Annotated in this window: 21 protein-coding genes; 17 read left to right on the top strand and 4 right to left on the bottom strand. The window is 46.5% G+C overall.

Annotation, left to right across the window (positions count from 1 at the left end; genetic code table 11):
• Positions 1–598, bottom strand: a 598-nt coding sequence (locus DYP60_RS14760) for an RNA-guided endonuclease InsQ/TnpB family protein (RefSeq protein WP_133299323.1), incomplete at its 3' end; no start/stop codon positions are given.
• A 45-nt stretch (positions 599–643) separates the two neighbouring features.
• On the opposite strand from DYP60_RS14760, the gene tnpA reads away from it, so the two are divergent.
• Complete coding sequence (gene tnpA, locus DYP60_RS09185; protein ID WP_117330707.1) at positions 644–1018, top strand: IS200/IS605 family transposase; 375 nt, start codon at positions 644–646, stop codon at positions 1016–1018.
• A 6-nt stretch (positions 1019–1024) separates the two neighbouring features.
• On the opposite strand, the gene hisS is transcribed toward tnpA, so the two are convergent.
• Positions 1025–2389, bottom strand: coding sequence for a histidine--tRNA ligase (gene hisS, locus DYP60_RS09180; RefSeq protein WP_117330706.1), 1365 nt, complete (start codon positions 2387–2389; stop codon positions 1025–1027).
• A gap of 117 nt (positions 2390–2506) precedes the next feature.
• Between hisS and DYP60_RS09175 the strand changes: the two genes are divergently transcribed.
• Complete coding sequence (locus DYP60_RS09175) at positions 2507–3769, top strand: tRNA nucleotidyltransferase/poly(A) polymerase-related protein (protein WP_117330705.1); 1263 nt, start codon at positions 2507–2509, stop codon at positions 3767–3769.
• Here DYP60_RS09175 and DYP60_RS09170 read toward each other — a convergent pair.
• Positions 3766–4638, bottom strand: coding sequence for a hypothetical protein (locus DYP60_RS09170; RefSeq protein WP_117330717.1), 873 nt, complete (start codon positions 4636–4638; stop codon positions 3766–3768). The genes DYP60_RS09175 and DYP60_RS09170 overlap by 4 nt on opposite strands.
• An 86-nt stretch (positions 4639–4724) precedes the next feature.
• On the opposite strand from DYP60_RS09170, the gene rsxC reads away from it, so the two are divergent.
• From rsxC to DYP60_RS09095, 15 genes are all read left to right on the top strand, one after another.
• The gene (gene rsxC / locus DYP60_RS09165) at positions 4725–6035 is read left to right on the top strand and encodes an electron transport complex subunit RsxC (RefSeq protein WP_117330704.1); all 1311 of its coding nucleotides are present in this window, start codon (positions 4725–4727) and stop codon (positions 6033–6035) included.
• On the top strand, positions 6032–7126 hold the full coding sequence (locus tag DYP60_RS09160) for an RnfABCDGE type electron transport complex subunit D (protein ID WP_117330703.1): 1095 nt from the start codon (positions 6032–6034) through the stop codon (positions 7124–7126). The genes rsxC and DYP60_RS09160 overlap by 4 nt, the downstream gene beginning before the upstream one ends.
• Positions 7123–7680: an RnfABCDGE type electron transport complex subunit G gene (locus tag DYP60_RS09155; protein WP_117330702.1), complete on the top strand. Its 558-nt coding sequence runs from the start codon at positions 7123–7125 to the stop codon at positions 7678–7680. The genes DYP60_RS09160 and DYP60_RS09155 overlap by 4 nt, the downstream gene beginning before the upstream one ends.
• Complete coding sequence (rsxE, locus tag DYP60_RS09150; protein ID WP_117330701.1) at positions 7677–8303, top strand: electron transport complex subunit RsxE; 627 nt, start codon at positions 7677–7679, stop codon at positions 8301–8303. Before DYP60_RS09155 ends, rsxE begins: the two co-directional genes overlap by 4 nt.
• Before the next feature lies 1 nt (position 8304).
• A complete protein-coding gene (locus tag DYP60_RS09145; RefSeq protein WP_117330700.1) occupies positions 8305–8898 on the top strand; it encodes an electron transport complex protein RnfA in 594 nt (197 codons plus the stop codon).
• A gap of 11 nt (positions 8899–8909) precedes the next feature.
• Positions 8910–9710 (top strand): RnfABCDGE type electron transport complex subunit B, encoded by an 801-nt coding sequence (locus tag DYP60_RS09140; protein WP_206363122.1) that lies wholly within the window; start codon positions 8910–8912, stop codon positions 9708–9710.
• A gap of 3 nt (positions 9711–9713) precedes the next feature.
• On the top strand, positions 9714–11612 hold the full coding sequence (locus DYP60_RS09135) for a polysaccharide deacetylase family protein (RefSeq protein WP_117330699.1): 1899 nt from the start codon (positions 9714–9716) through the stop codon (positions 11610–11612).
• 10 nt (positions 11613–11622) lie between these two features.
• Positions 11623–12727, top strand: a protein-coding gene (prfB, locus tag DYP60_RS09130) for a peptide chain release factor 2 (RefSeq protein WP_117330698.1) whose coding sequence is annotated in 2 segments (ribosomal slippage) — positions 11623–11691 and positions 11693–12727 — 1104 coding nt in all. Because the reading frame shifts where the segments join, the coding sequence is not laid out codon by codon here.
• A 3-nt stretch (positions 12728–12730) separates the two neighbouring features.
• A complete protein-coding gene (locus DYP60_RS09125) occupies positions 12731–14014 on the top strand; it encodes a PEGA domain-containing protein (protein WP_117330697.1) in 1284 nt (427 codons plus the stop codon).
• Positions 14015–14033: 19 nt separating this feature from the next.
• A complete protein-coding gene (gene ftsY / locus DYP60_RS09120; protein ID WP_117330696.1) occupies positions 14034–14909 on the top strand; it encodes a signal recognition particle-docking protein FtsY in 876 nt (291 codons plus the stop codon).
• A gap of 1 nt (position 14910) precedes the next feature.
• Entirely contained in the window at positions 14911–15885 is a 975-nt protein-coding gene (locus DYP60_RS09115; RefSeq protein ID WP_117330695.1) for a hypothetical protein, read from the top strand.
• 2 nt (positions 15886–15887) lie between these two features.
• Complete coding sequence (locus tag DYP60_RS09110; RefSeq protein WP_117330694.1) at positions 15888–17057, top strand: ABC transporter permease; 1170 nt, start codon at positions 15888–15890, stop codon at positions 17055–17057.
• Entirely contained in the window at positions 17041–17739 is a 699-nt protein-coding gene (locus DYP60_RS09105) for an ABC transporter ATP-binding protein (protein ID WP_117330693.1), read from the top strand. Before DYP60_RS09110 ends, DYP60_RS09105 begins: the two co-directional genes overlap by 17 nt.
• The gene (locus DYP60_RS09100) at positions 17736–18908 is read left to right on the top strand and encodes an FtsX-like permease family protein (protein ID WP_117330692.1); all 1173 of its coding nucleotides are present in this window, start codon (positions 17736–17738) and stop codon (positions 18906–18908) included. The genes DYP60_RS09105 and DYP60_RS09100 overlap by 4 nt, the downstream gene beginning before the upstream one ends.
• Positions 18909–18934: 26 nt before the next feature.
• Positions 18935–19858, top strand: a complete 924-nt coding sequence (locus tag DYP60_RS09095; protein WP_117330691.1) for a ribonuclease Z — start codon at positions 18935–18937, stop codon at positions 19856–19858.
• Here DYP60_RS09095 and DYP60_RS09090 read toward each other — a convergent pair.
• Positions 19855–20763: a hypothetical protein gene (locus tag DYP60_RS09090; protein WP_117330690.1), complete on the bottom strand. Its 909-nt coding sequence runs from the start codon at positions 20761–20763 to the stop codon at positions 19855–19857. The two genes, DYP60_RS09095 and DYP60_RS09090, sit on opposite strands and share 4 nt — an antisense overlap.
• Between the last annotated feature and the right edge of the window lies 1 nt (position 20764).

Genomic DNA, 20764 nt, shown 5'->3' with positions numbered 1-20764 from the left:
CCATGCCGTTGGAACATACGGCCAGGGTCTTGATGCCAAGGTCGATACCGACTGTGGTTTCCCTCAGTATGGGTTTTTCGACCGGATATGGGACTGCTGTGGTTTCCACCAGAACCTTGGCAAAGTACTTTCCACTTGGTTCCTTGACAATGGTGACCGTCTTGATTTCCCCTTTGAACCTTCTATGGAATACACAGGGTACCCAACCGACCTTGGGGACATACAGCTCCTGCTTCTGGAAATCAACCTTGCAGTTCTGGGGACATTGGAAACTCTGGCGTCCGCTTCGTTTCCTGAACCTTGGAAAGCCCGCTTCCTTTCTTTGGAAGAAATTCTTGTAAGCGGTGTCCAGATTCCTCGATGCCATCTGCAGGGCCTGGGAGTTGACCTCGCCAAGCCAGGGGTAGGCTTTCTTGAGAATACTTTTGATTCTCTTGTTGCATTCGAAGCAGGAGAGGGACTCCCTTCTCCTCCGGTAGGCCTTGATCCTCATCTCCAGAAGCTTGTTGTAAACAAAGCGCACACTGCCGAATGTCCTGGACAGACACTGAATCTGAGACGCTTCGGGATATAGGCGATAGGAATAGGTCTTCAACATTTATTTCTATTGCAATCATATGTCATTCGATGCTATTTTACAAGTATGACGAAAGACAGATACACAAGTTTTCATGCCGTGTATTCCCTCTCCTACCACATAGTCTTCTGTCCCAAATACCGAAGGCCCGTACTGGCTGGAATCGAGGATGAGGTTAAGACATTGCTCTTGGAAAAGGCAAGGGAGCTGGAGACCATGCCGGACCATCTTCACCTGTCCGTATCCTCGACCCCCGCATATGCTCCGCAGTTCGTGGTCAACCAGCTCAAAGGGTTCACTTCCAGAACATTGAGGCAGAGGCGGAGGTGGTTGAGGAGCAGACTGCCAACACTCTGGGCCCGTTCCTATTACATTGGCAGTGTGGGAGCGGTCTCATCTGATACTGTTAGCAATTTTATTGCCAATCAGAAAAACGTATGAGCACTATCATCTCCCGCCTAAAGTCGTGAGTCTTCTCGTGCTCTTTCTTATAAGAGCAATTGCCGCCTCTATAGAGAGAGCATTATGCACCTCTCTAGTCCTCAGGTTTTTCACGGTAAGGGTGGAGGAGAGTACATCATCCTCTGAGAGTAGGACAGCGAACGGTATTGCATTGGTTTCAGCCCACTTGTATTGGACTCCTATTTTCTTGTTGAGTAGATAGATGGCCACCCTCAGACCATCCTTTCGCATGACTCGGGCGATACGATCATAGTGAGAAAAATGCTTCACATCGGTATTGAAAATTGCCACATCAGCAGAGCTTGCTGATGATACGATGGGGCTGCCCAGCTCCTCGAGAGCTGCAAGCAAACGATCCAAGCCGATAGAACTTCCAACTCCAGGAAGTTCTTCCTTGGTATAAAGACCAGCCAGATCGTTGTATCTGCCTCCACTGCATACCGAACCGAAATGGGGTAGTTCGGTAAGGAACGTTTCGTACACAATCCCAGTGTAGTAGTCCAATCCCCGTGTGATCGAGGGGTCGAAGGTGAAGTGTTCCTCAATCCCAGCCTCATGCAGATATGAGTAAATGGTTCTCATTCGTTCACTGTGGGGATTTTCTCCACCTGCGAGGGCAGTAAGTCTGTCCAGGGTGGTAAGGAATGGCTCCTTTTCATCCTCTTTGCTGATGTACTGCAGGATGGCATTGGCTTTCTCTCCCTCTCCAGTGAGCTCATGCAAGAGCTTTTGTACTTCCTCTTTTCCAATTTTTCTCAGTTTGTCCACCGTCCTGAGAATCTCAACGCTCATTTCAAGCAATCCAAGGTGAGCGAGAAAGGTGTTGAACAGTCCTCGGTGTGCTATGCAGAATTGGTAATTCTGCACACCCATGACCGAGAAGGAACTATCCATCATGGAAAGGATTTCAAAGTCAGCCTCAGCATTGTCCACTCCGACAATGTCAAAGTCACACTGGGTGAATTCACGGTACCGGCCTTTCTGGGGATTTTCTCCTCTCCAAACCTTATCTATATGGAAACGCTTGAAGGGAAGGGAGAGTTCACTCTGGTGTTGGGCAAGGAATCGGGCGAATGGAACGGTCAAGTCGAAGCGAAGGGCAACATCCCTCTCCCCATTGTCCTTGAAATGGAAGATCTGTTTGTCGGTCTCCCCACCACCTTTTCCAAGAAGGACTTCAGTATATTCAAGGATAGGAGTATCGATGGGAACAAATCCATAGGACCTGAAGTGTTTCTCAAGGTTGTTGGTGATTGCTTTCTTCGGAATTTCCATGGAGGGCAAAAAGTCTCTGAAGCCTTTGAGAACCCGTGGTTCTATAATGCTCTTTGCCTTCGTTTCCTTGCTCATTGATTCATACTCCTGTTGTGTTTTTGGTGTGGATGGTGTACAAAGAGTGTATAACGAATCGCTTGTGCACTGCAATATGCGGTTCTTTCCACACCCTAATACTTCTATGAGAGCGATATGCTGATACGATACAAACAAGACGAACATGGGAAAACGCTACCTATTGCGAATATTTACACCCAAAACGAACACAAAATACCTAATCATTTAATCGATCGTGATGCCCTCTGGGCTATCCGAAAACTGCAAAACTCCGGTGCTGAAGCCTATTTGGTAGGGGGAGCTGTCAGGGACTTGTTGCTGGGAAACACCCCCAAGGATTTTGATCTGGCAACCAGTGCTTCCCCACGCCAGATTCAACGTCTGTTTTGGAATGCCAGGATTATCGGGAAGCGTTTCAAGTTGGTACATCTTGTGTTTAAGGACAAGGTGCTGGAGGTTTCCACCTTCAGGAGCGGTGAAGAAGCTATGGAAGGGAACAACAACGTATTCGGTTCCATAGACCAAGATGCCAAACGCCGTGATTTCTCGGTCAATAGCCTGTACTATGACCCTACCAACGGACAATTGTTAGATTTCAACAATGCCATGGAGGATTTCAAGAAAAAGCGCATCAGTTCTATCATTCCCTTGGATGAGACCTTCAATGAGGATCCTGTTCGTATGATCAGGGCTATCAAATATGCATCTATCACCGGTTTTACGCTTCGTTGGAATATTCGTGTAGCAATCCGAAAGCATTCGGGGGAGCTCTCACGGGTGTCCACCAGCCGTTTGACTGAGGAGGTAAACAAGATCCTCGCAAGCGGCTATAGTGTTAAGATCTTCAATGAATTGAATCGATACAAGCTTCTCGTATTCATGCTTCCTGCTTTTTCCGTCTATTGCAATTTTCCCCAAGTTCAGAAGAGTCTGGAGGAACTGGATAAAAAGGTCATGCTTGCAAAGCAGGGGAAGAGTGATGAGGTTGAACTCGCTGATATGATCAAGGCGTTGGTGGACCCATTGGTCATCTTTGCTGATGATCATTTGAGTCCCGATGAACGATTCAAGGAGACATTCCGGCAGATCAAGGTTTTGATCAGTCCAATGACCCCTTCCAATTATGATATTGAGTTGGCCAGTGAGCGTTTACTGACGGAGCGTGGGTTCAAGACCCCACGAAACTGTGTCAGAATGCGCAGACCGGCGAATCGGGTTCCCCAACGAAGGAAGCCCAACCCAAAGAGAAAGGGGAGGGCTGAGGTTGCAGGGGAGGTACAAGCCGGCTCACGCAGAAGGAACAACCGTAGGGGTCCCAAAAAAGGAACACCCACCCAAAAAGGTGGGGGAGAAACCAACAATCAGCCGAGAAGCAGTGCAGAGGCACATGACCTCTAACCCCATTCCTCAATCTCTATATTTACACTCGATACGAAGATGCCTCCGTATTTTTCAAGGCTGTCTGCTATGTATTCCTGAAGCTCCCCAAGGGTAGTGGCTATTTGGTGTTGCATCGGTACACGTAGCTTGACCGTGAGAGCATAGCCTTCTGCCTTTATCTGCACCTGCACCCGTTTTACTTTTATCTGACTGTCAAACTCATCAAGACAGTGAGCGACCATCTGCGTCAATGCGGCTTCACTCACCGTGGTCTTGCCGTATTTGCTGAATTCAGGACGTACGATGGTTTTCTCAAAGCTGACATTCCTGCGTTGAAAGGGAACTTGTCTTTTATGTTTGAAGAATACGCGCATCGTGTCATATACAATCTGTGGATAGTTACGGGTGATTTCAATGGAAGGAACAGGTATTACATGTTTCCCTTCGCTGTAGCGGATACGCATGGCAGTGTCAATCTGTTCCTTCGTTGCAATATCCTCGATACGCATCAATTTTTCAGGTTGGGGAAGATTAAGACGGGCAGCAATTTTATACACCATTTTCTCACTGGTTCCAATAATGAGGATCCTATGATATTTCTGTTTGCTGAGTGCTTGTTTTACTTCCCTCTGGTGTTCCGAATCATCGAAGACAGCAGTCTTGACAGCGGAAAGCATGTTATCTTCACGCTTGGCAGATTTACCAGCAATGATGCGATTCCCACCAATAAGGAGACCATCGTCTATGATTAGATCTATACGAAATTTCTGGGCTATCAGTTTGGAACGGAAGCTTTTTCCTGTCCCGCTCTTGCCGACCAAAGCATATACTTTAATGCCCTTTAATTTCCAGAACGCATATTTAAATACTCGATTCATGGTTTTCATTATACCGAATTTCTTGTACAATAGAACAGCATTTGTTAAAATATGCATTCTGTACTATTAATCACCTACATGAAGGAGCGTTATGCATGCAAAGAATACCTACGTTCAGCAAGGGTGGTGTGCATCCAGACGATAGAAAGGTATACAGTCGCTCAGCGGCAATTGAACGATTACCCATGCCTTCGGAACTGATTGTTGCTTTGTCCCAGCATCTTGGAGCCCCTGCTAAAGCACTGAAAGCAAAAGGGGATACTGTAATGAAAGGCGAAAAGATTGGGGAAGCTTCAGGTTTTATCAGTAGTGATGTTCACTCTCCAGTCTCGGGAAGCATCAAGGAAATACGCAAGGTTACCCTTGCAAACAGCGTCCAGTGTGACGCTTTTGTTATTGTCCCCGATGAGGTGCAACCCGCTGATCCTGAAGAAACAGTGGATTGGCAAAGTCTTGATGGGAGCGAGTTGCTCAGCAGTATCAAGGATATGGGCATCGTTGGTATGGGAGGAGCGACATTCCCGGCCCATGTAAAGTTCTCCATTCCGAAAGACAAGAAAGTCGATAGTTTCGTGGTCAATGGGGTTGAATGTGAACCGTATCTTACAGCTGACTATAGAATCATGTTGGAGAAAGGCGAACAAGCCCTTGAAGGCGCCATGATTGTTGCCAAGATTGTCAAGGCTGAACGAGTTATCGTTGGTGTCGAGATGAACAAACCCGATTGCATTGACCATCTCAAGGAGATAGTCAAAGAGAAAGGATATCCCATTGAGATTGTCGGGCTCAAAATGAAGTATCCCCAAGGCGATGAGAAGCAGTTGCTCAAGGCCATCCTAAACCGCGAGATTCCTTCAGGCAAGCTTCCCCTGGATGTAGGTGCAGTAGTGTCGAATATCGGTACGTGTAATGCCATTTATGAAGCAATTGTATTGAAGAAGAGCCTCTATGAACGGGTTATCAGTGTAACTGGTGAGTGTATCGCCAACCCAAAGAATGTTCTTGCCCCGGTAGGAACAAAGATGAGTGACCTGCTCGATTTCTGTGGAGGCTTCTCCAAGGAACCGGAGAAGCTGATCAGTGGGGGGCCCATGATGGGCTTCTCTTTCTTTGATACTGAAACACCAATGACCAAGGGATCCAGTGGTCTGCTTGCCCTCGGTGCGCAAAAGAAATATCGTTCGACTGCTTGTCTCAATTGCGGTCGTTGTGTGGCTGCTTGCCCGATCGCTCTGATGCCTGCAAAGCTGTATCGCTATATCTCCAATGGCGAGTATGAGGAAGCAATGAATACCTCGTTGATGGATTGCAAGGAGTGTGGGTGTTGTGCCTATGTCTGTCCTGCACATCTTCCGCTGGTGCATACGATGAAGACTGGAAAGAAATTGGGGAGAAAGAAGAAATGAATAAACCTACCTTGACGGTTTCCTCTTCGCCGCATCTCCATGCGAAGGCGGATACCGCATCCATTATGTGGAGTGTTTCACTCGCGCTTGCACCTGCTTCTCTTTGGGGTGTGTATGTATTTGGCTTCAGGTCGCTTTTAGTGCTTGGGGTGTCCATTCTCACAGCATTGTTGAGTGAGTACCTGCTTGGCAAGTTGTACAAGGAATATACCCTGTGGGATGGTTCAGCGTTTTTAACCGGATTGTTGGTTGGAATGAACATGAGTCCTTCGGTGCCCTTGTTCATCCCGTTCCTTGCCAGTGTCTTTGCCATTTTTGTGGCAAAATGGGTCTTTGGTGGACTTGGTGCCAACTGGGCAAATCCTGCCCTCGCAGGTCGTGTGTTCGTTTTCTTCTCGTTTACGACACCGATGAGCAGCTATGTTGCTCCCCGAACGCTTGCTTCGGCACTTCCTGATGCACTTGCTTCGGCAACCCCTCTCTCATTGAGCAAAACTGCCGTTTCAGGGGGAACATTGGGTTTTGATGGCAGTTCATTGCTCTCATCAATGGGTTATCCTGCGACCGACCTGGCACAGAATCTTTCAGCCATGACCGGCATATCAGCTTTTACCATTGATACCTTCCTTGGCAATGTTGCCGGGTGTATCGGAGAGGTGAGTGCACTGGCTTTGCTTATTGGTGGCCTCTATCTGCTGGCAAGAAAGATCATTACTTGGCATATTCCGGTAACGTATCTTCTCTCTACCGCAATATTGAGCTGGATATTTGGTGGAATTCCTTCTGGCCTGGGAATGTTTGGAGGAAGTTTCCTCTCTTCAATCTTTAGTGGCGGGCTGATGCTCGGAGCCATTTTCATGGCCACCGATTATGTTACCAGTCCAATCAGCCACAAAGGCCAAATCGTGTTTGCCCTTGGATGCGGGTTCTTTACCTTCCTATTCAGATATTTCGGCAGTATGCCTGAGGCTGTCTCTGTATCCATTCTTTTGATGAATATCTTCACGCCGATGATAGACAGATATATCATACCTCGTAAATTTGGTGACACCAGAGCGTTTAGAAAGAAGCAGAAGGAGGCAAGGGCATGACGAAGAACATAAAATATGGTTTGATTTTGCTTTCCATCTGCGCGGTAAGCGCCTTTGCCTTGGCATTGACGAATTCAATCACCGCACCGGTGATTCAGCACTATGAATTTGAGCAAAGACAGTTGGCACTGACAGCAGTAAGCAATGGGTATGCGATTGGAAGCGAGAAGCCGGTCGAAGCCGACCCCTATGTTACCTATACCATCGACCTTACCGATGATGGGCAACTGGCAGGGTATATTGTTGGATTGAAAAGTGCTGGATATGGTGGACAGATGACATTGGTTGCTTCCTACAAGGTTTCGGGCGAAATGATGTTTGCACAACTCTTGACTCATAGTGAGACCCCTGGCCTTGGAGCAAAAGCTGCAGAAACGTCCTATATGGAAAAATTTCAAGGAACTGGAGATGATACCCCTGTTCCAACAGATAAAACCATGCTCACAGATGCTGAAGCTCAAGCGGTCAGTGGGGCATCCATCACATTTGGAGCAGTTTCCAGAGCGATTGAAGCAGGGAGCACCTATGTGAAAAATCTCGGAGGTGTGAAATGAGCAAGATGAAAGAACTCTCCAAAGGATTGTTCAAGGATAATCCAATTTTCGTATTGATGCTGGGATTGTGTCCGGTACTTGGTGTTTCTACACAGGTTTCGAATGCAATTGGTATGTCTGCAGGTGTAATGTTCGTTTTGCTTTTTAGTAATATGATTATCTCAGCACTGCGAAAAATCATCCCGGCTTCAATTCATATTCCTGCATATATTGTTGTCATTGCTTCCTTGGTGTCATTTATACAGATGGTGATGCATGCGTATGTGCCTTCTGTTTACAATGCATTGGGAGTGTACCTTCCTTTGATTGTCGTAAATTGTATCATTTTGGGAAGAGCTGAAGCGTTTGCGAGCAAGAACACCGTCGTTGATAGCATGTTGGATGCCATTGGCATGTCCATTGGCTTTGCCTTGGGTTTGACGCTGATCGCCTTGATTCGTGAATTGTTTGGTTCTGGTACCATCACCCTGTTTCCCATGGGCAACTTCAGTGGTGTAATCAATATTCCTTGGTTTTACGACAATCCGATTAGGGTGTTTTCTTTAGCTCCTGGTGCGTTGTTGATCATGGGTTTCTTGAAGGCGTTCTTCGATTGGAACTCCTCACGTAAGAAGGACAAATAAAATGAGTTATATCGCAATACTATTAACCTTTATTTTTATTAATAACTTCATTTTCTCACAGTTCTTGGGCATGTGTCCCTTCATAGGTGTCTCGAAGAACAGTGAGAATGCAATTGGTATGGGGGCTTCGGTAACTTTTGTAACTACTGTTGCATCAGTGATCACTTGGGCGATTTATTATTTTCTATTGGTCCCTTTCAGTCTTGAGTACCTTCAAACGGTCACCTTCATCCTCGTAATAGCAAGTTTGGTGCAATTGTTGGAAATGGTAATCCAGAAGATTAGCCCTGCCTTGTACAAGGCCTTGGGTATCTATCTTCCCCTGATTACCACCAACTGTGCTGTCTTGGGTATTGCCATCATCAATATCACGAATGGATACAATGTAATGGAAGCCTTTACGGGAGGGCTTGCTGCTGGTTTGGGCTTCACCTTGGCTATCGTTCTTATGAGTAATATTCGCGAAAAACTAGATCTACAGCCGGTAAGAAAAGCATATCGCGGCGTTCCCATTGCCTTCATTTCTGCTGGATTGATGTCTTTGGCCTTCATGGCTTTTGACAAGTCATTGATTACCAATCTACATCTGGTATAAGGGGGATCGTTGTGAATATTGTAATGGCAATCATTGTAGTCGCCGTTTTAGGTGGAATCTTCGGATTCGGTCTCTCCTTTGCAGAAAAAAGGTTGGCAGTCAAGAAAGATCCAAAAGTCTTGGCTTTGGAACCAATCATGCCCGGAATAAACTGTGGTGTTTGTGGGTATGCAGGGTGTGCAGCCTATGCTGCCGCTGTTGCTCTTGGGGAGGCTCCAATCGGACTTTGTAGTCCTGGAGGTCCTGATCTGGTGGCGAAAATGGCTGAGATCATGGGAGAAAAAGTGGATGCCTCGGGTGAAACAAGACGGAAAGTTGCTCACGTCATGTGCCGCGGAAATGTCGAGGTGAGTTCGAAAGGCTATGAGTACGAGGGTCTTGAAGACTGCAATGCAGCGTTCCTGCTTTTTGGCGGGGATTACAGCTGCAAGACAGCTTGCCTGCATCTTGGTTCCTGTATCAAGGTTTGCCCTACCGATGCCATCAGCAGGGATGCTGAGGGATACATCATCGTTGATGAGCAGAAGTGTATCAGCTGCGAAAAGTGTGTACAGATCTGTCCAACTGGGGTAATGCACATGATCTATGAAGATAGTGAATACGCTATTGAATGCAACAGCCATGAACCAGGCGGAAAGGTACGAAAAGTATGTACTGTTGGTTGTATTGGTTGTAAAATCTGTGAGAACAAGTATCCTGAATCCGGGTGTAGCGTTGACAAATTCCTAGCTACCTTCGATCAGACAAGCCCACATAGCCAGATAGCTGATGCTGCTGAGGCGTGTCCGACCAAGTGTATCATCAAAAGGTAATGCATGAAAGTATTAGTAGGTGCGTACAGTCAAATCACGAATGCTGAGCCGATGCCTGTGTATGAACAGGCATTGGAGACTGTATGCAAACCTTTGCTAACACATCTTCATGCTTGTGAAGATGCAATCATGCAACTTTCTTTGAGCATTCCCCTGCTCGATTGGCTTGATGCAAATCATGGCTCGATCAATCTCTTGATATCCGATCTTGCCAAGAACGGAAAGCTTGAGATGCTGACCGGTTCATTCAATCAGAGTATCTTGAGTTTGCTCTCTCCAAAAGATCGATCCAATCAGATCGAGATGACGACCACATATCTGAGAAAACGGTTTGGACAGCGTTCCAAGACCCTTTTCAGCTACGGGCAGGTTTTCAACCCACTGTACATCAATACGGCAAATCTCTGTTTTATTGATTCCATTGTCATCTCCACTTCAAGTGAAGCAGGCATACAACAGTTTGCAGAGCCGTTCATCATGCAAGAGATGGGCAAGTCAGTTTCCATTATTCCCACTGATGATGCAATAAGCACCTTGATTGGCTCTTTTGCAAGAAACAAGATTGGGTTTGGGAATCTGGTCGAACAAATTCGAGTCTACCTGGAGAGCAAACCGCCATTTGTCATGGCGATGATCAATCTTGACTATCTGGTACAAGGAGGAATATCCGCGCAACAGACTGTTCAACTCTTCAATCTTTTATTTGGGTATGAGACATGTTCCATAGAAGAGGCGTATCTACACAATGACCCTCCGAAGAAAGGATATCTGCAAGCAGGATGGTATGGCAATGATGCTGATAAGGGAGACCTAAGCTGTATCAATGAATTGTTTGTTAAGGATGAAAGCCTTGCCTATCTCTATGGACGCTATACTACGATGGTGGAGACAGCCCGTTTGTACAAGAAGGACAAGGATGTAAGAAAACGCTTGGAAGCGTTAATCCAGAAAATGTCCTGTGGAACTATGTATGTTTGTGATGCCAATGCACCGATGCTACGCTCATCGGTGAGAAAAGTATTCTGGCGATACATCAGTGAAGCAGACAGTGTGCTTGCTTCTCTCAAGGATTACAGTTATCCAGTCAACAACGACTTTGATCATGATTCCCTTATGGAGTATCTTTTTATCGGAAAGTACTTGAGTTGTGTGGTTGATTCGAAAGGAGGTTCCCTCTCGGAGCTCACCTATTTGCCATCTCTGTATAATTATGGAGACACCTTTAGCCCTCTCTCTCATTTCGGGAGTACAAGTGGCAACCATCACCAGCTTCCACCAGGACAAAAGCAGCGATTGTTTAGTGATGTATTCTTGAGTGAACAATGTATCATGGACGAGTATACAAAGCGTGATGAGCAGCATTGCTTGTCTTTGGGAGACCAAGTCTACACCCTGGAGGGGGTTGACCGAAGGAATACTGAATACGTGGCGACCTGCACTACAGGATACAGTCCGATCATAGGAGGAATTTTGCAGGTCACCAAGCATTTCAAGCTTCGTCAGAATACGATTATGGTTGATATTACGCTGACCAATATCGGAGAGGAGGCAATCAGCTGTATCTATGGTTGTGAGATACCGCTCTCGATTGACTCACATTCTTTTCCTCTCTCCTTCATCCAGTTGGAGAACAAGAAAAACCTCACCTGGGATGAGAAGGAAGTGGTCCTAGAGCAAGTAAAGTCATTACGAATGTATGATGAACCAAACAGTACTTCCCTGACCTTGGTGGGCGATACCCGCTTTACCTTGCTTAAGGAAGATTATAGCATTGAGATTGAAACGGTCCTTGGAACTGAAACCCTCTACCAACACACCCTGTTCATGGCCTCATGGCCGCTTGTATTGGCTAGTGGTGGAGAAAAGAAAGTTACTATGGGTCTTCGTATTGAACGAAAATAGGAGTGTACACATGTTTTTCCAGAATAAGTCACAGTTTGAAACAGTAAAAGAAGAAGCCTATACCGTATGGAGGCGTCTTTGACCCGCAAGGGATGGAAACACACATAGCGGAACTTGAGTCAAAAACACTAGTGCCAGGGTTTTGGGATGACCCCAACAATGCTCAAGCGCTGTTTACTGAACTCAACAGTTTGAAGGATACCTACAACACCTGGAAAGATTTGATCGACAAAATGGATGAAATGAGCGAGCTCATGGAAATCTATGCAGATGAACCAGATAATGCTGAGGAAGAAGCCCAGATTGATGAACAGATAGAAGCAATACTCGCAACCTATCAGAAACTCCGGGTGAAGACCTTGCTTGATGGTAAGTTCGACAAGAACGATTGCTTTCTCACCATTCATGCAGGCGCAGGGGGCACTGAAGCCAGTGACTGGGCAAATATGTTGATGCGTATGTATCTCAGGTATTGCGAACGGAATGGATTCAAGAGCCAGATCCTCGATCTCCAGGAGGATGAGGGTGGTATCAAGAGTGCCACCATCAAAGTTTCCGGGGCTTATGCTTTTGGGTATCTGAAAGGGGAAGCTGGCGTCCATCGGTTGGTTCGAATCAGTCCTTTTGACTCCCAGAAACGTCGCCATACATCCTTTACCAGTGTGTATGCGTCTCCCGTCATTGACGACACCATAGAAATTGATTTGAAGCCTGAAGATTACCGTCTTGATACCTATCGAGCCGGTGGAGCTGGTGGCCAGCACGTCAATAAGACAGACAGTGCAGTGAGAATTACCCACTATGCATCGGGAATCGTCGTACAGTGTCAGAATGAACGAAGCCAGGTGATGAACAAAGATGTTGCATTCAAGATGCTCAAGAGCCGACTCTACGAGTATTATCGTGCAGAGAAAGAGAAAGAACATCAAAAAGATGCGATAGAAAAGAAAGAAATTACCTGGGGAAGCCAGATTCGTTCCTATGTGTTCCAACCCTATACCATGGTCAAGGACCATCGCACGGGGGCAACCATCGGGAACATCCAGGCTGTCATGGATGGGGAGATCGGACCCCTCATTGAAAGTTATTTGCAGTGGGGGCAAAAGGAGGAGTAGGGCATGGGCAAAAACATGGCCCTTACTACAGTATGTATTGTGCTGTTTCTCCTTTGCGTTTCCCCTTTGCCTGCACAAGAGGGAACGTTGTCTTTCTCTATTGGCATCGTTCCCCTTGATGCGAGGCTGGATACACTTACCGAGATGGTAGGTACTGTAGCAGAGCGCTACGGAAATCAAATGTTTCTTGATGAATCAGAACAGGCTCTGCTTGCTACTGAATGGGAAAAGCAAGCTCAGATTCAGCAAAACAAAAAGCTTTCAAAAGCGTATAATTCTCATGATCAAGAGAAAATACAACAGATTCTTGATGAAGGACTACCTGAGCGCCCGATTATCCCTCGGGCTCTTTCTGTAACATACCAAGGTGAGCAATTCAATAGTGACCTGGCAAAAGCCTTGCAAGCGAGTGATGATGCACTTGCTTGGTTTTGTTCAAAAAATGGGTATGATGCATTACTGCTTCTGGATTCTGAAGAACTTGCTGGTTTTCAGCGGGTTAGGATTCATTACTACCACCCTTTGTTGGCAGAGAAGAGGACGCTCATAGACTCCCTGGTTCAAAACGCCTACTATCAAGTATTGGAGGAACCCTTTGGGAAGGCACTATTTGCACTTTCCAGCAAAGGTAATCTTGGGGTCTTGTCGCTCACGAATATTCCTCCTGGCCTGTCCATTTCCATAGATGGCAAACCCAAGGACCTTGTTGATACAAACCTTATCCTTACTCCAGGACCCCATTCCCTGGCTCTGCATGCCCCGGGATACCAACCGGTGGAAGTGGAGGTAGAGAGTAAGGCTGACGTTATTCAGCCAATCCATTTCTCATTTGAGGAAGTAAGCTATCCCCCTATGGTGCTGCATAGTGAAAATGCAAAAATACACTGGTTCCTTGAGGGAAAACCCTTGGGGGAGCATCTTTCCATTTCTCTCTCTGATCCAACCTATCCAATGGTACTTAGTTTGCATGGGGATGGGTTTTCCCAAAAGGTTGTGCATCTCAACAGTCCCCCTCCCAAAGCGTTGTCGATTACGCTCAATGCAAAGGAATTAGCCTATCCATCTTTGCGTGATGATGCACAGAAGGACTTCTATAAAGGGCTGAGAAATACTATCCTGTGGTTCGGAACCTATATTGGGTGTACTGTCCTTAGCCGAATGTATGCACCTGACAATCCGCTTTGGCAGGTAGGCTTGGTAGGTACCAGTTCGTTGGCGCTGGTAAGCTCGATGGCGATGGCCGTGGACTTTCTTTCTTATGAATCCATGGCTGCAGCAGGTATCTGATTTTGATGAGGAGCATTATATGTTGAAAGGTTTTGGGGCCAAGTTGAAAGCCCTGTTTGGAATCAATACGTTTGATGAGTCATATTTTGAGCAACTTGAGGATTTTCTCATAGAAGGTGATTTGGGAGCCAAACTGGCTTTTACAATCAGTGATGATGTCAGAAAACGGGCAAAAAGCGAAAAATCCAAAACAGCACAAGATTTGCAGTTGTTGGTAAAGAGCCACCTTCATGGAAAAATTGAAGCATTCCAGCCTACGGTTGAATCGGGAAAATTGACTGTTTTCCTAATTCTCGGAGTCAATGGGGTGGGAAAGACCACGACAATTGCAAAGCTTGCAAGCATGTACAAGCAACAAGGAAAAAACGTATTGCTTGCGGCTGCCGATACCTTTCGAGCGGCAGCAATAGACCAACTGGAAGTGCACGCAAATCGCTTGGGTTGCAGGATTGTGAAACAGAAAAGCGGTAGTGACCCCGGTTCAGTTGTCTTTGATGCAATCACTTCCGCTCAGGCAAGAGGGGAAGATCTGGTCTTGGTTGATACTGCCGGGAGAATGCACAACAAGGAGAACTTGCTCAGGGAATTGTCCAAGATAGACAAGATAGTGAAGGGAAGGGGTATAGACGAGGTACATTACAAGAAGTTTCTTGTCATCGATAGTACCACAGGGCAAAATGGGATCAGCCAAGCTGAACTTTTCAACCAGGCTGTCAAGCTTGATGGTCTGATCCTCTCCAAATATGACAGTCTGGCAAAAGGTGGAGCCTTGATCCAAATCGGTGAAAAGTTTGGTATTCCTGTTTCATTTGTGGGAACAGGTGAAACCTACCAGGATATAAAAGCCTTCGACAAGGAAGAATTCCTTAATACGTTGGTAGGTCTGACTGATTAAGATGAAACAGTTTCTGATGAGTGCAGCCATGCTTCTCTGTATTCCCTTGTTGTTTGCTGCAACCTTGGTGCAATCAAACAGCATCGCCCAGAATCAAGGCTTGTGGTCAGGAGACACTCCCTATCATCTTGCCCTTACCGATGAAAGCAGGGAGCTCTGGGGACCAGAGGGACTGCTGTGGAAGGAGACTGTTTCTGATGGTGAGGATGGTACGCAAATTGTATCCCGCTTCTCTCCTGATGGAGAGTCCTTGGCTTCACACATCTTCAGGGAGGGTGCTTTGCGCGAGGAACACACTGGGCCCATCTCCCTCTCATACTACTATGGGGAGGATGGGAAGCTTGAGAGGGTTACTACCTTTCAGGATGGCTCCTTCCAAGAGACACAGCTCTTTGCCTACTCAGCATCGACTGGGGCTCTCCTTGCAGTTGTTACGGTGAAGGGTAAAGAAAGTTCAATCCGTTATTTCAATGAGAAAGGTGAGCAACACTCATTCACCTATGCAGATACCCAAGGAGGACAAACATTTCTTACCATAAAGGGAGATGCTACCATTACCAAGCCCTTCTCCTCAGAAAAACAGGATGAGCAATTGAATGTGATTGTAGAGGACACAGGATCCTTCACAGTCAACCGTACTCTATCTGACGGTAGCGTTGTACAAGAGGCCTACAATGAACAGGGTTTGTTGGTTGTAAAGAAAAGTCCTTCCAGTGAGACTGAATACCGGTATAATGAAGAGAACGTACTGATCAGCGAACATACTGTCCGTAGCGATGGAAGTGAAGTTGTAAGCCAATATGAAAAGGGAGCACTAACAATGGTTGAAGAGCGGGAAGCAGGTCGCACTACCAGTATCTTACATTTTCTTGATGATGGGAAACGGATCCAGACGCTCTATAGTGAGGGACGTCCGTATTGTGATATCACCTATGCTGCAGGTGGGAAGCGAATCCTTTCCATCTCGTACCGATAAGTATGCGGTTGTTGTTGCACCTTGCCACTCGATATGCCTTCTCCCGGCAGAATCGTCATCGTGGGACAAGTGTGCGTATCGCACTTGGATTGGCTCTCTGTCTTTTTGCAATCATAGCAGTTCTCTCATTTATGCAGGCACTCCAACGCAACCAGTTTGAAGATATCAGGACATTTGAGTCTTTTGACCTCCAGATAGACCTCCAGAGTAATGACTATAGTGCAGCAAAAGAAGCTGCGAACCAAATTGAGAAAATGGATTCTGTCCAGCATGCATTCGTGTATGCGGATATTCCTGTCATCGCCCAAGGCATAAATGGGTCAACTGTTGCAGGTCGTCTCAGAGGGATAGAGGGAGAGGGCCGATTCCTCTCCAATCTAAACAGTTACCGCGGGTTCCTGTTTCAGGATGGGCAGGTTGCTTCTTCCTACTCGAATACACACTCTATCGATATGGGGGAATCCCTTACCCTTACATTTCTCAAGAAAGGAAGACAGGCGACAGTGGTACCTTCCAGAAGGGAGCTAGAGGTGGGAGCAATTTTCTATACGAGTAGCTATGACTTTGACATCTCAACATTCCTCTGTAATGTGGATACATTGCTCGCAATGCAAGCGGATGCTCCCTTGAAAATCGGGGTCTTTACTCTGGAGGATGTCAAGGATGTGAAGGGTGAGCTGGTACAATTGGGATATGAGCGAACGAGCACCTGGATGGAGATAAATGCCTCTCTGTATAGTGCAATGGAGCTTGAACAGAAAATGATGGCTCTCATGCTCTTCCTAATGGTGTTGGTCATCCTGGTACATATCAGGAACAGCGCACGGAGGTTGTTGCTTGCAAAGCAAACTGAGATTGCCATGCTTCGTACCATTGGCCTTACAAAAGCCAAGGTACAGACGATTTTTGTATTGCAGGCAGCAGTGGTGGCTATCATTGGAAGCCTGGTTGGAATATTCCTCTCCTATGGGGCGCTTGCCATCTATCCAACACTTTCGGCGTATGTGTATCGTTCGATGGGTGTCCATCTGGAACCCGCAATCAGGAGCGGAGAACTTCTGGTTTTGTGTATCGTAATTGTGGTCTTCAGCCTTCTGGCGTCCTACCAAGGGACCCACAGAATTCTGAAGGCTGATATCATGGAGATGTTTACACATGATGAAATCAACTGAAGTACTCACCCTCGAAGCAGTCTCGAAGAGTTTTCCTGCAACCCTCAGGGGAGGGGAGCCCATCCAGATACTGGAGGGTGTTTCGCTTTCTTTGAATCGTTCAACGAGTATTGCAATAACTGGGCGAAGTGGGAGTGGAAAATCGACGTTGTTACAAATTAGTGCAGGATTGCTCTCAGCAGATAGTGGAAGTATCCGATTCGAGGGTAAGGAAATTACAAAACTTGATGATGAACATCTCAGTCGATTGAGAAGTCGCTCGATGGGATTCATTTTCCAGAGCAGTCTGCTTCTGGATGATTTTACTGCTTTGGAGAATGTGCAGATTTCTGCCATGATCGCAGGCTCTAGCGAGAAGGAGGCTTCCCGTAAGTCTTTGGCGATGCTTGAACTGGTTGGGATGCAGGACCGTCTTGGCCACACCAGTGATCAGCTCTCCGGTGGAGAACGGCAACGGGTGGCCATTGCCAGAGCTCTGGTAAATGAACCATCACTCATCTTTGCAGATGAACCGACAGGCTCCCTTGATGAGCGGAATGCCGCGCTGGTGGAAGACTTGCTTTTCTCATTGGTAGCCGAACGAGAAGTGGCATTGATGTTGATAACACACAATCTTGCCTTTGCCAGTCGCTGTAATACCGTGTATCAACTCCATAACCGTAACGTGGAGGTACGCTCTTGAAGCAAACCCTTCTTCACCTTCTGGTACTGAGAAAACTCGGATACAAAGGGAGCAGAGCAGCAAAAAAAAGAATTATCTTCAATCTCATATTGATCACCTTGGTAGTCAGTGCTTTAATATTTGCCCAGATTTTTGTGGTATCCATGAGCAGGGGGATTGCAGATAAATATGCACTACTGGGGAATGGCCATTTACAGATTCATGAGGCTTCCTTGGGGTCCTTGAGCGAAAAGGAAGGCGTGCTCGATGTGCAGCTGGTAGCCCAAAGCTATGCCCTGATCTATAGTCCCGAAGGCAACAAGATGGTGAGACTTAAGGGTGTTGAGGAAGGGTATTTCAACAATGAAAGGACTTCCCAGATTACATTGTTGGATGGAGTTCCCAAGGAGAGCACTACACTGGAACAGGTACTTCTGAGTACCACCCTGGCTCGTGAGCTCCAAGTAGGGATTGGTGACCGGGTTGCCCTGATGCTGGTCAGTGATGATGGGATACGTCCTCAATTCTGTGTAGTGGGCAATCTCTATGATTCAGGATATCAGGAACTTGATGCAAATCTTGCCTTTTGTGATTATGACCTAATCCATCGGCTCTTCAAGGGTAGTGAAGAAACCTACTACGAGTTGTTGGTTGCACAAGGGAGTATTGAATCCTTGAAGCAGGATTTCAAGGCGGAAGGGTATGCTGTTACCTCATGGGATGAGGAAAATTTTACAGTTGCTACGAACCTCAATACGAGCAGACAGGCTGTACTGGGTGTCATGGTTGCTGTAGCGATGCTCTGTGGATATTTCATTAGTGAATTGAGTAGGGAATTGGTTGAGGATGACAAACATCAGATTGCCATGCTCACCCTACTGGGGGCACGCCATTCCTTGATCCGCAATGTCTATTTCAACACTGTCATGATTGTGACCATCCTCTCCATACTTGGGGGAACCCTGCTGGGTGTTCTCTTGTCGAGTAATCTTTCCCCATTGCTCAGTGCGGTCGCCGACCGATCAATTCCTTCCCTTTCCTACTATCTTCTTGAGTTTACTGTGGTCTATCCATTGGGAGACATTCTTACTATTGTATTGGTTTTACTGTTGGTAAGCGTGTTTTCAGTACAATTCAGTCTCAGACGGGTAAAACGAATTGAACCTTTGAGCTGTACACACTTTGATTAGCCGATGTTTTTCGGTATACTTGCTTTATGAATTTTGAAGTGTTTGTACTCGGGACCAGTGGCATGATGCCCCTTCCCAATAGGTTTCTTACGAGTGCCATGGTTCGTCGGAATGGAGAGCTCTTTCTCTTCGATTGCGGGGAAGGTACACAGGTTACCCTGAAAATGCTGAATTTGAAGTGGAAAAAGATCCACTCCATCTTTATAAGCCATATGCATGCAGACCATGTCACAGGACTGCCGGGCATTCTTATGCTTTCCAGTCAAGTAGACAGGGAAGAGCCATTGACGCTCTATGGACCTCCCAAACTCAAGGAGTATGTGGATACCAACCGCAGAATTCTTGATATGTACATCAACTATGAAATCATTGTGAAGACTGTGGAGCCAGGTGTGATTCTGGAAACTGAGGATTTCGTCGTACGTGCTTTTAGACTCAGCCATACCAAACCCTGCCTGGGGTATGTCATGCAGGAAAAGGACCGTCCAGGAGAATTTCATCCAGAAAAAGCCCAGGAACTCGGAATACCGGCAGGTCCCCTTTGGGGAAAACTGCAGAGAGGAGGAACTGTCACCCTAAGCGATGGCAGGGAGATTGTGAGCTCGGATGTGATGGGGGAGAAGCGAGGGGGAAGGAAGTTCGCTTATGTCACTGATTCTCTCTACCTTCCTTCGATTGCCAAGGAAGTGCAGCATAGTGATCTATTGCTCTGTGAGGGAATGTTTACTTCCGATATGGAAGAGACAGCATCTGAGAAGAAGCACATGACAGCCGGCCAAGCCGCCCAGATTGCCAAAGATGCGGAAGTAGCAAAGCTTGGTCTTCTTCATTACAGCCCACGATACGGGGACAGGGAACTACGCTTCTTGCTGAAAGATGCCAGAAACATCTTTCCCAATACGATTCTGACCAAGGACCGGATGAGTTTTGAGATTCCTTTGAAAGATTAACGCTCTTCCCAGTTGCTACTGCATGCACTCTGTGCTTCGTGCAACAATTGTTCCTTGTCTACAATCCTTCCGTTTCGTGAAGCAAAGCCAAGTTGCAATGAAGAACCAGAGAACTCTTTCTGGCAACTCTCTATGATTGAGAGCGTGAATGAACGTGCTTCATCTCCATTGTAGAAAGGAAGTACCATAGCTATTTTCCCATCTTCAAGCGTAAAGCTGTAGGCAAGTTCACCACTGAGCATCATCAATTTGTTTGCTATAAGGGAAGCAGGACCTTCTGTAACTTCAATCATTACCAGCGTGAGATCATAATCCATCTCCCTGGAGTTGGCCAATTCCATCTCCAGGATAGTGTCGAAGTCAGTATTGTACATAATGTTTTCAGCCACCGGTTCAGCAATCTCTGCTTCACGTTGCGATGATTCCTGCTCAGGTTCGGCTTTTTCAAAGCGTTCAAAAATTGCTTCTTCTTCTCTGGGAACCATGGGGTTAACTGAAGCTACTGCTTGTATCTTGAGCTCTTCTTCCTCAATGGCTTCCTGCCCCTGGGTACTCTGTGGTTCCACTTTCTGTTGGCTGTGCAACAGCTCATCACTATGAAGATGGCTTGGGTCGTCACCAGGAAGGGTGTAGAAGGGTTTATCATATGCATTGGGTGGTAATTTGTCGACTTGGTCGGCGTACTCTTCATCTCTTCTACGAGCTATCATAACACCAATCTCTATCATGACCAAACCGATGAGAATGGGAAACAACTTTACCAAAATGTCGTAGATTTGTTGTTGGTTGACATCATAGAGCGGCAAAAGATACCGTGAGGCAACATAGAGGCCGGCCAAGAGAAGGAATACGGTAAGGAACAGGCTCAAGAATATTTGCCGTCCATAGTGTTTATTTTCAGACATC

Origin of the sequence: Sphaerochaeta halotolerans (assembly GCF_003429665.1) — a bacterium.
Lineage (GTDB): Bacteria > Spirochaetota > Spirochaetia > Sphaerochaetales > Sphaerochaetaceae > Sphaerochaeta > Sphaerochaeta halotolerans.
Note: the sequence above shows the minus strand (reverse complement) of the source record. Positions and strands in the feature narration are given on the sequence as shown.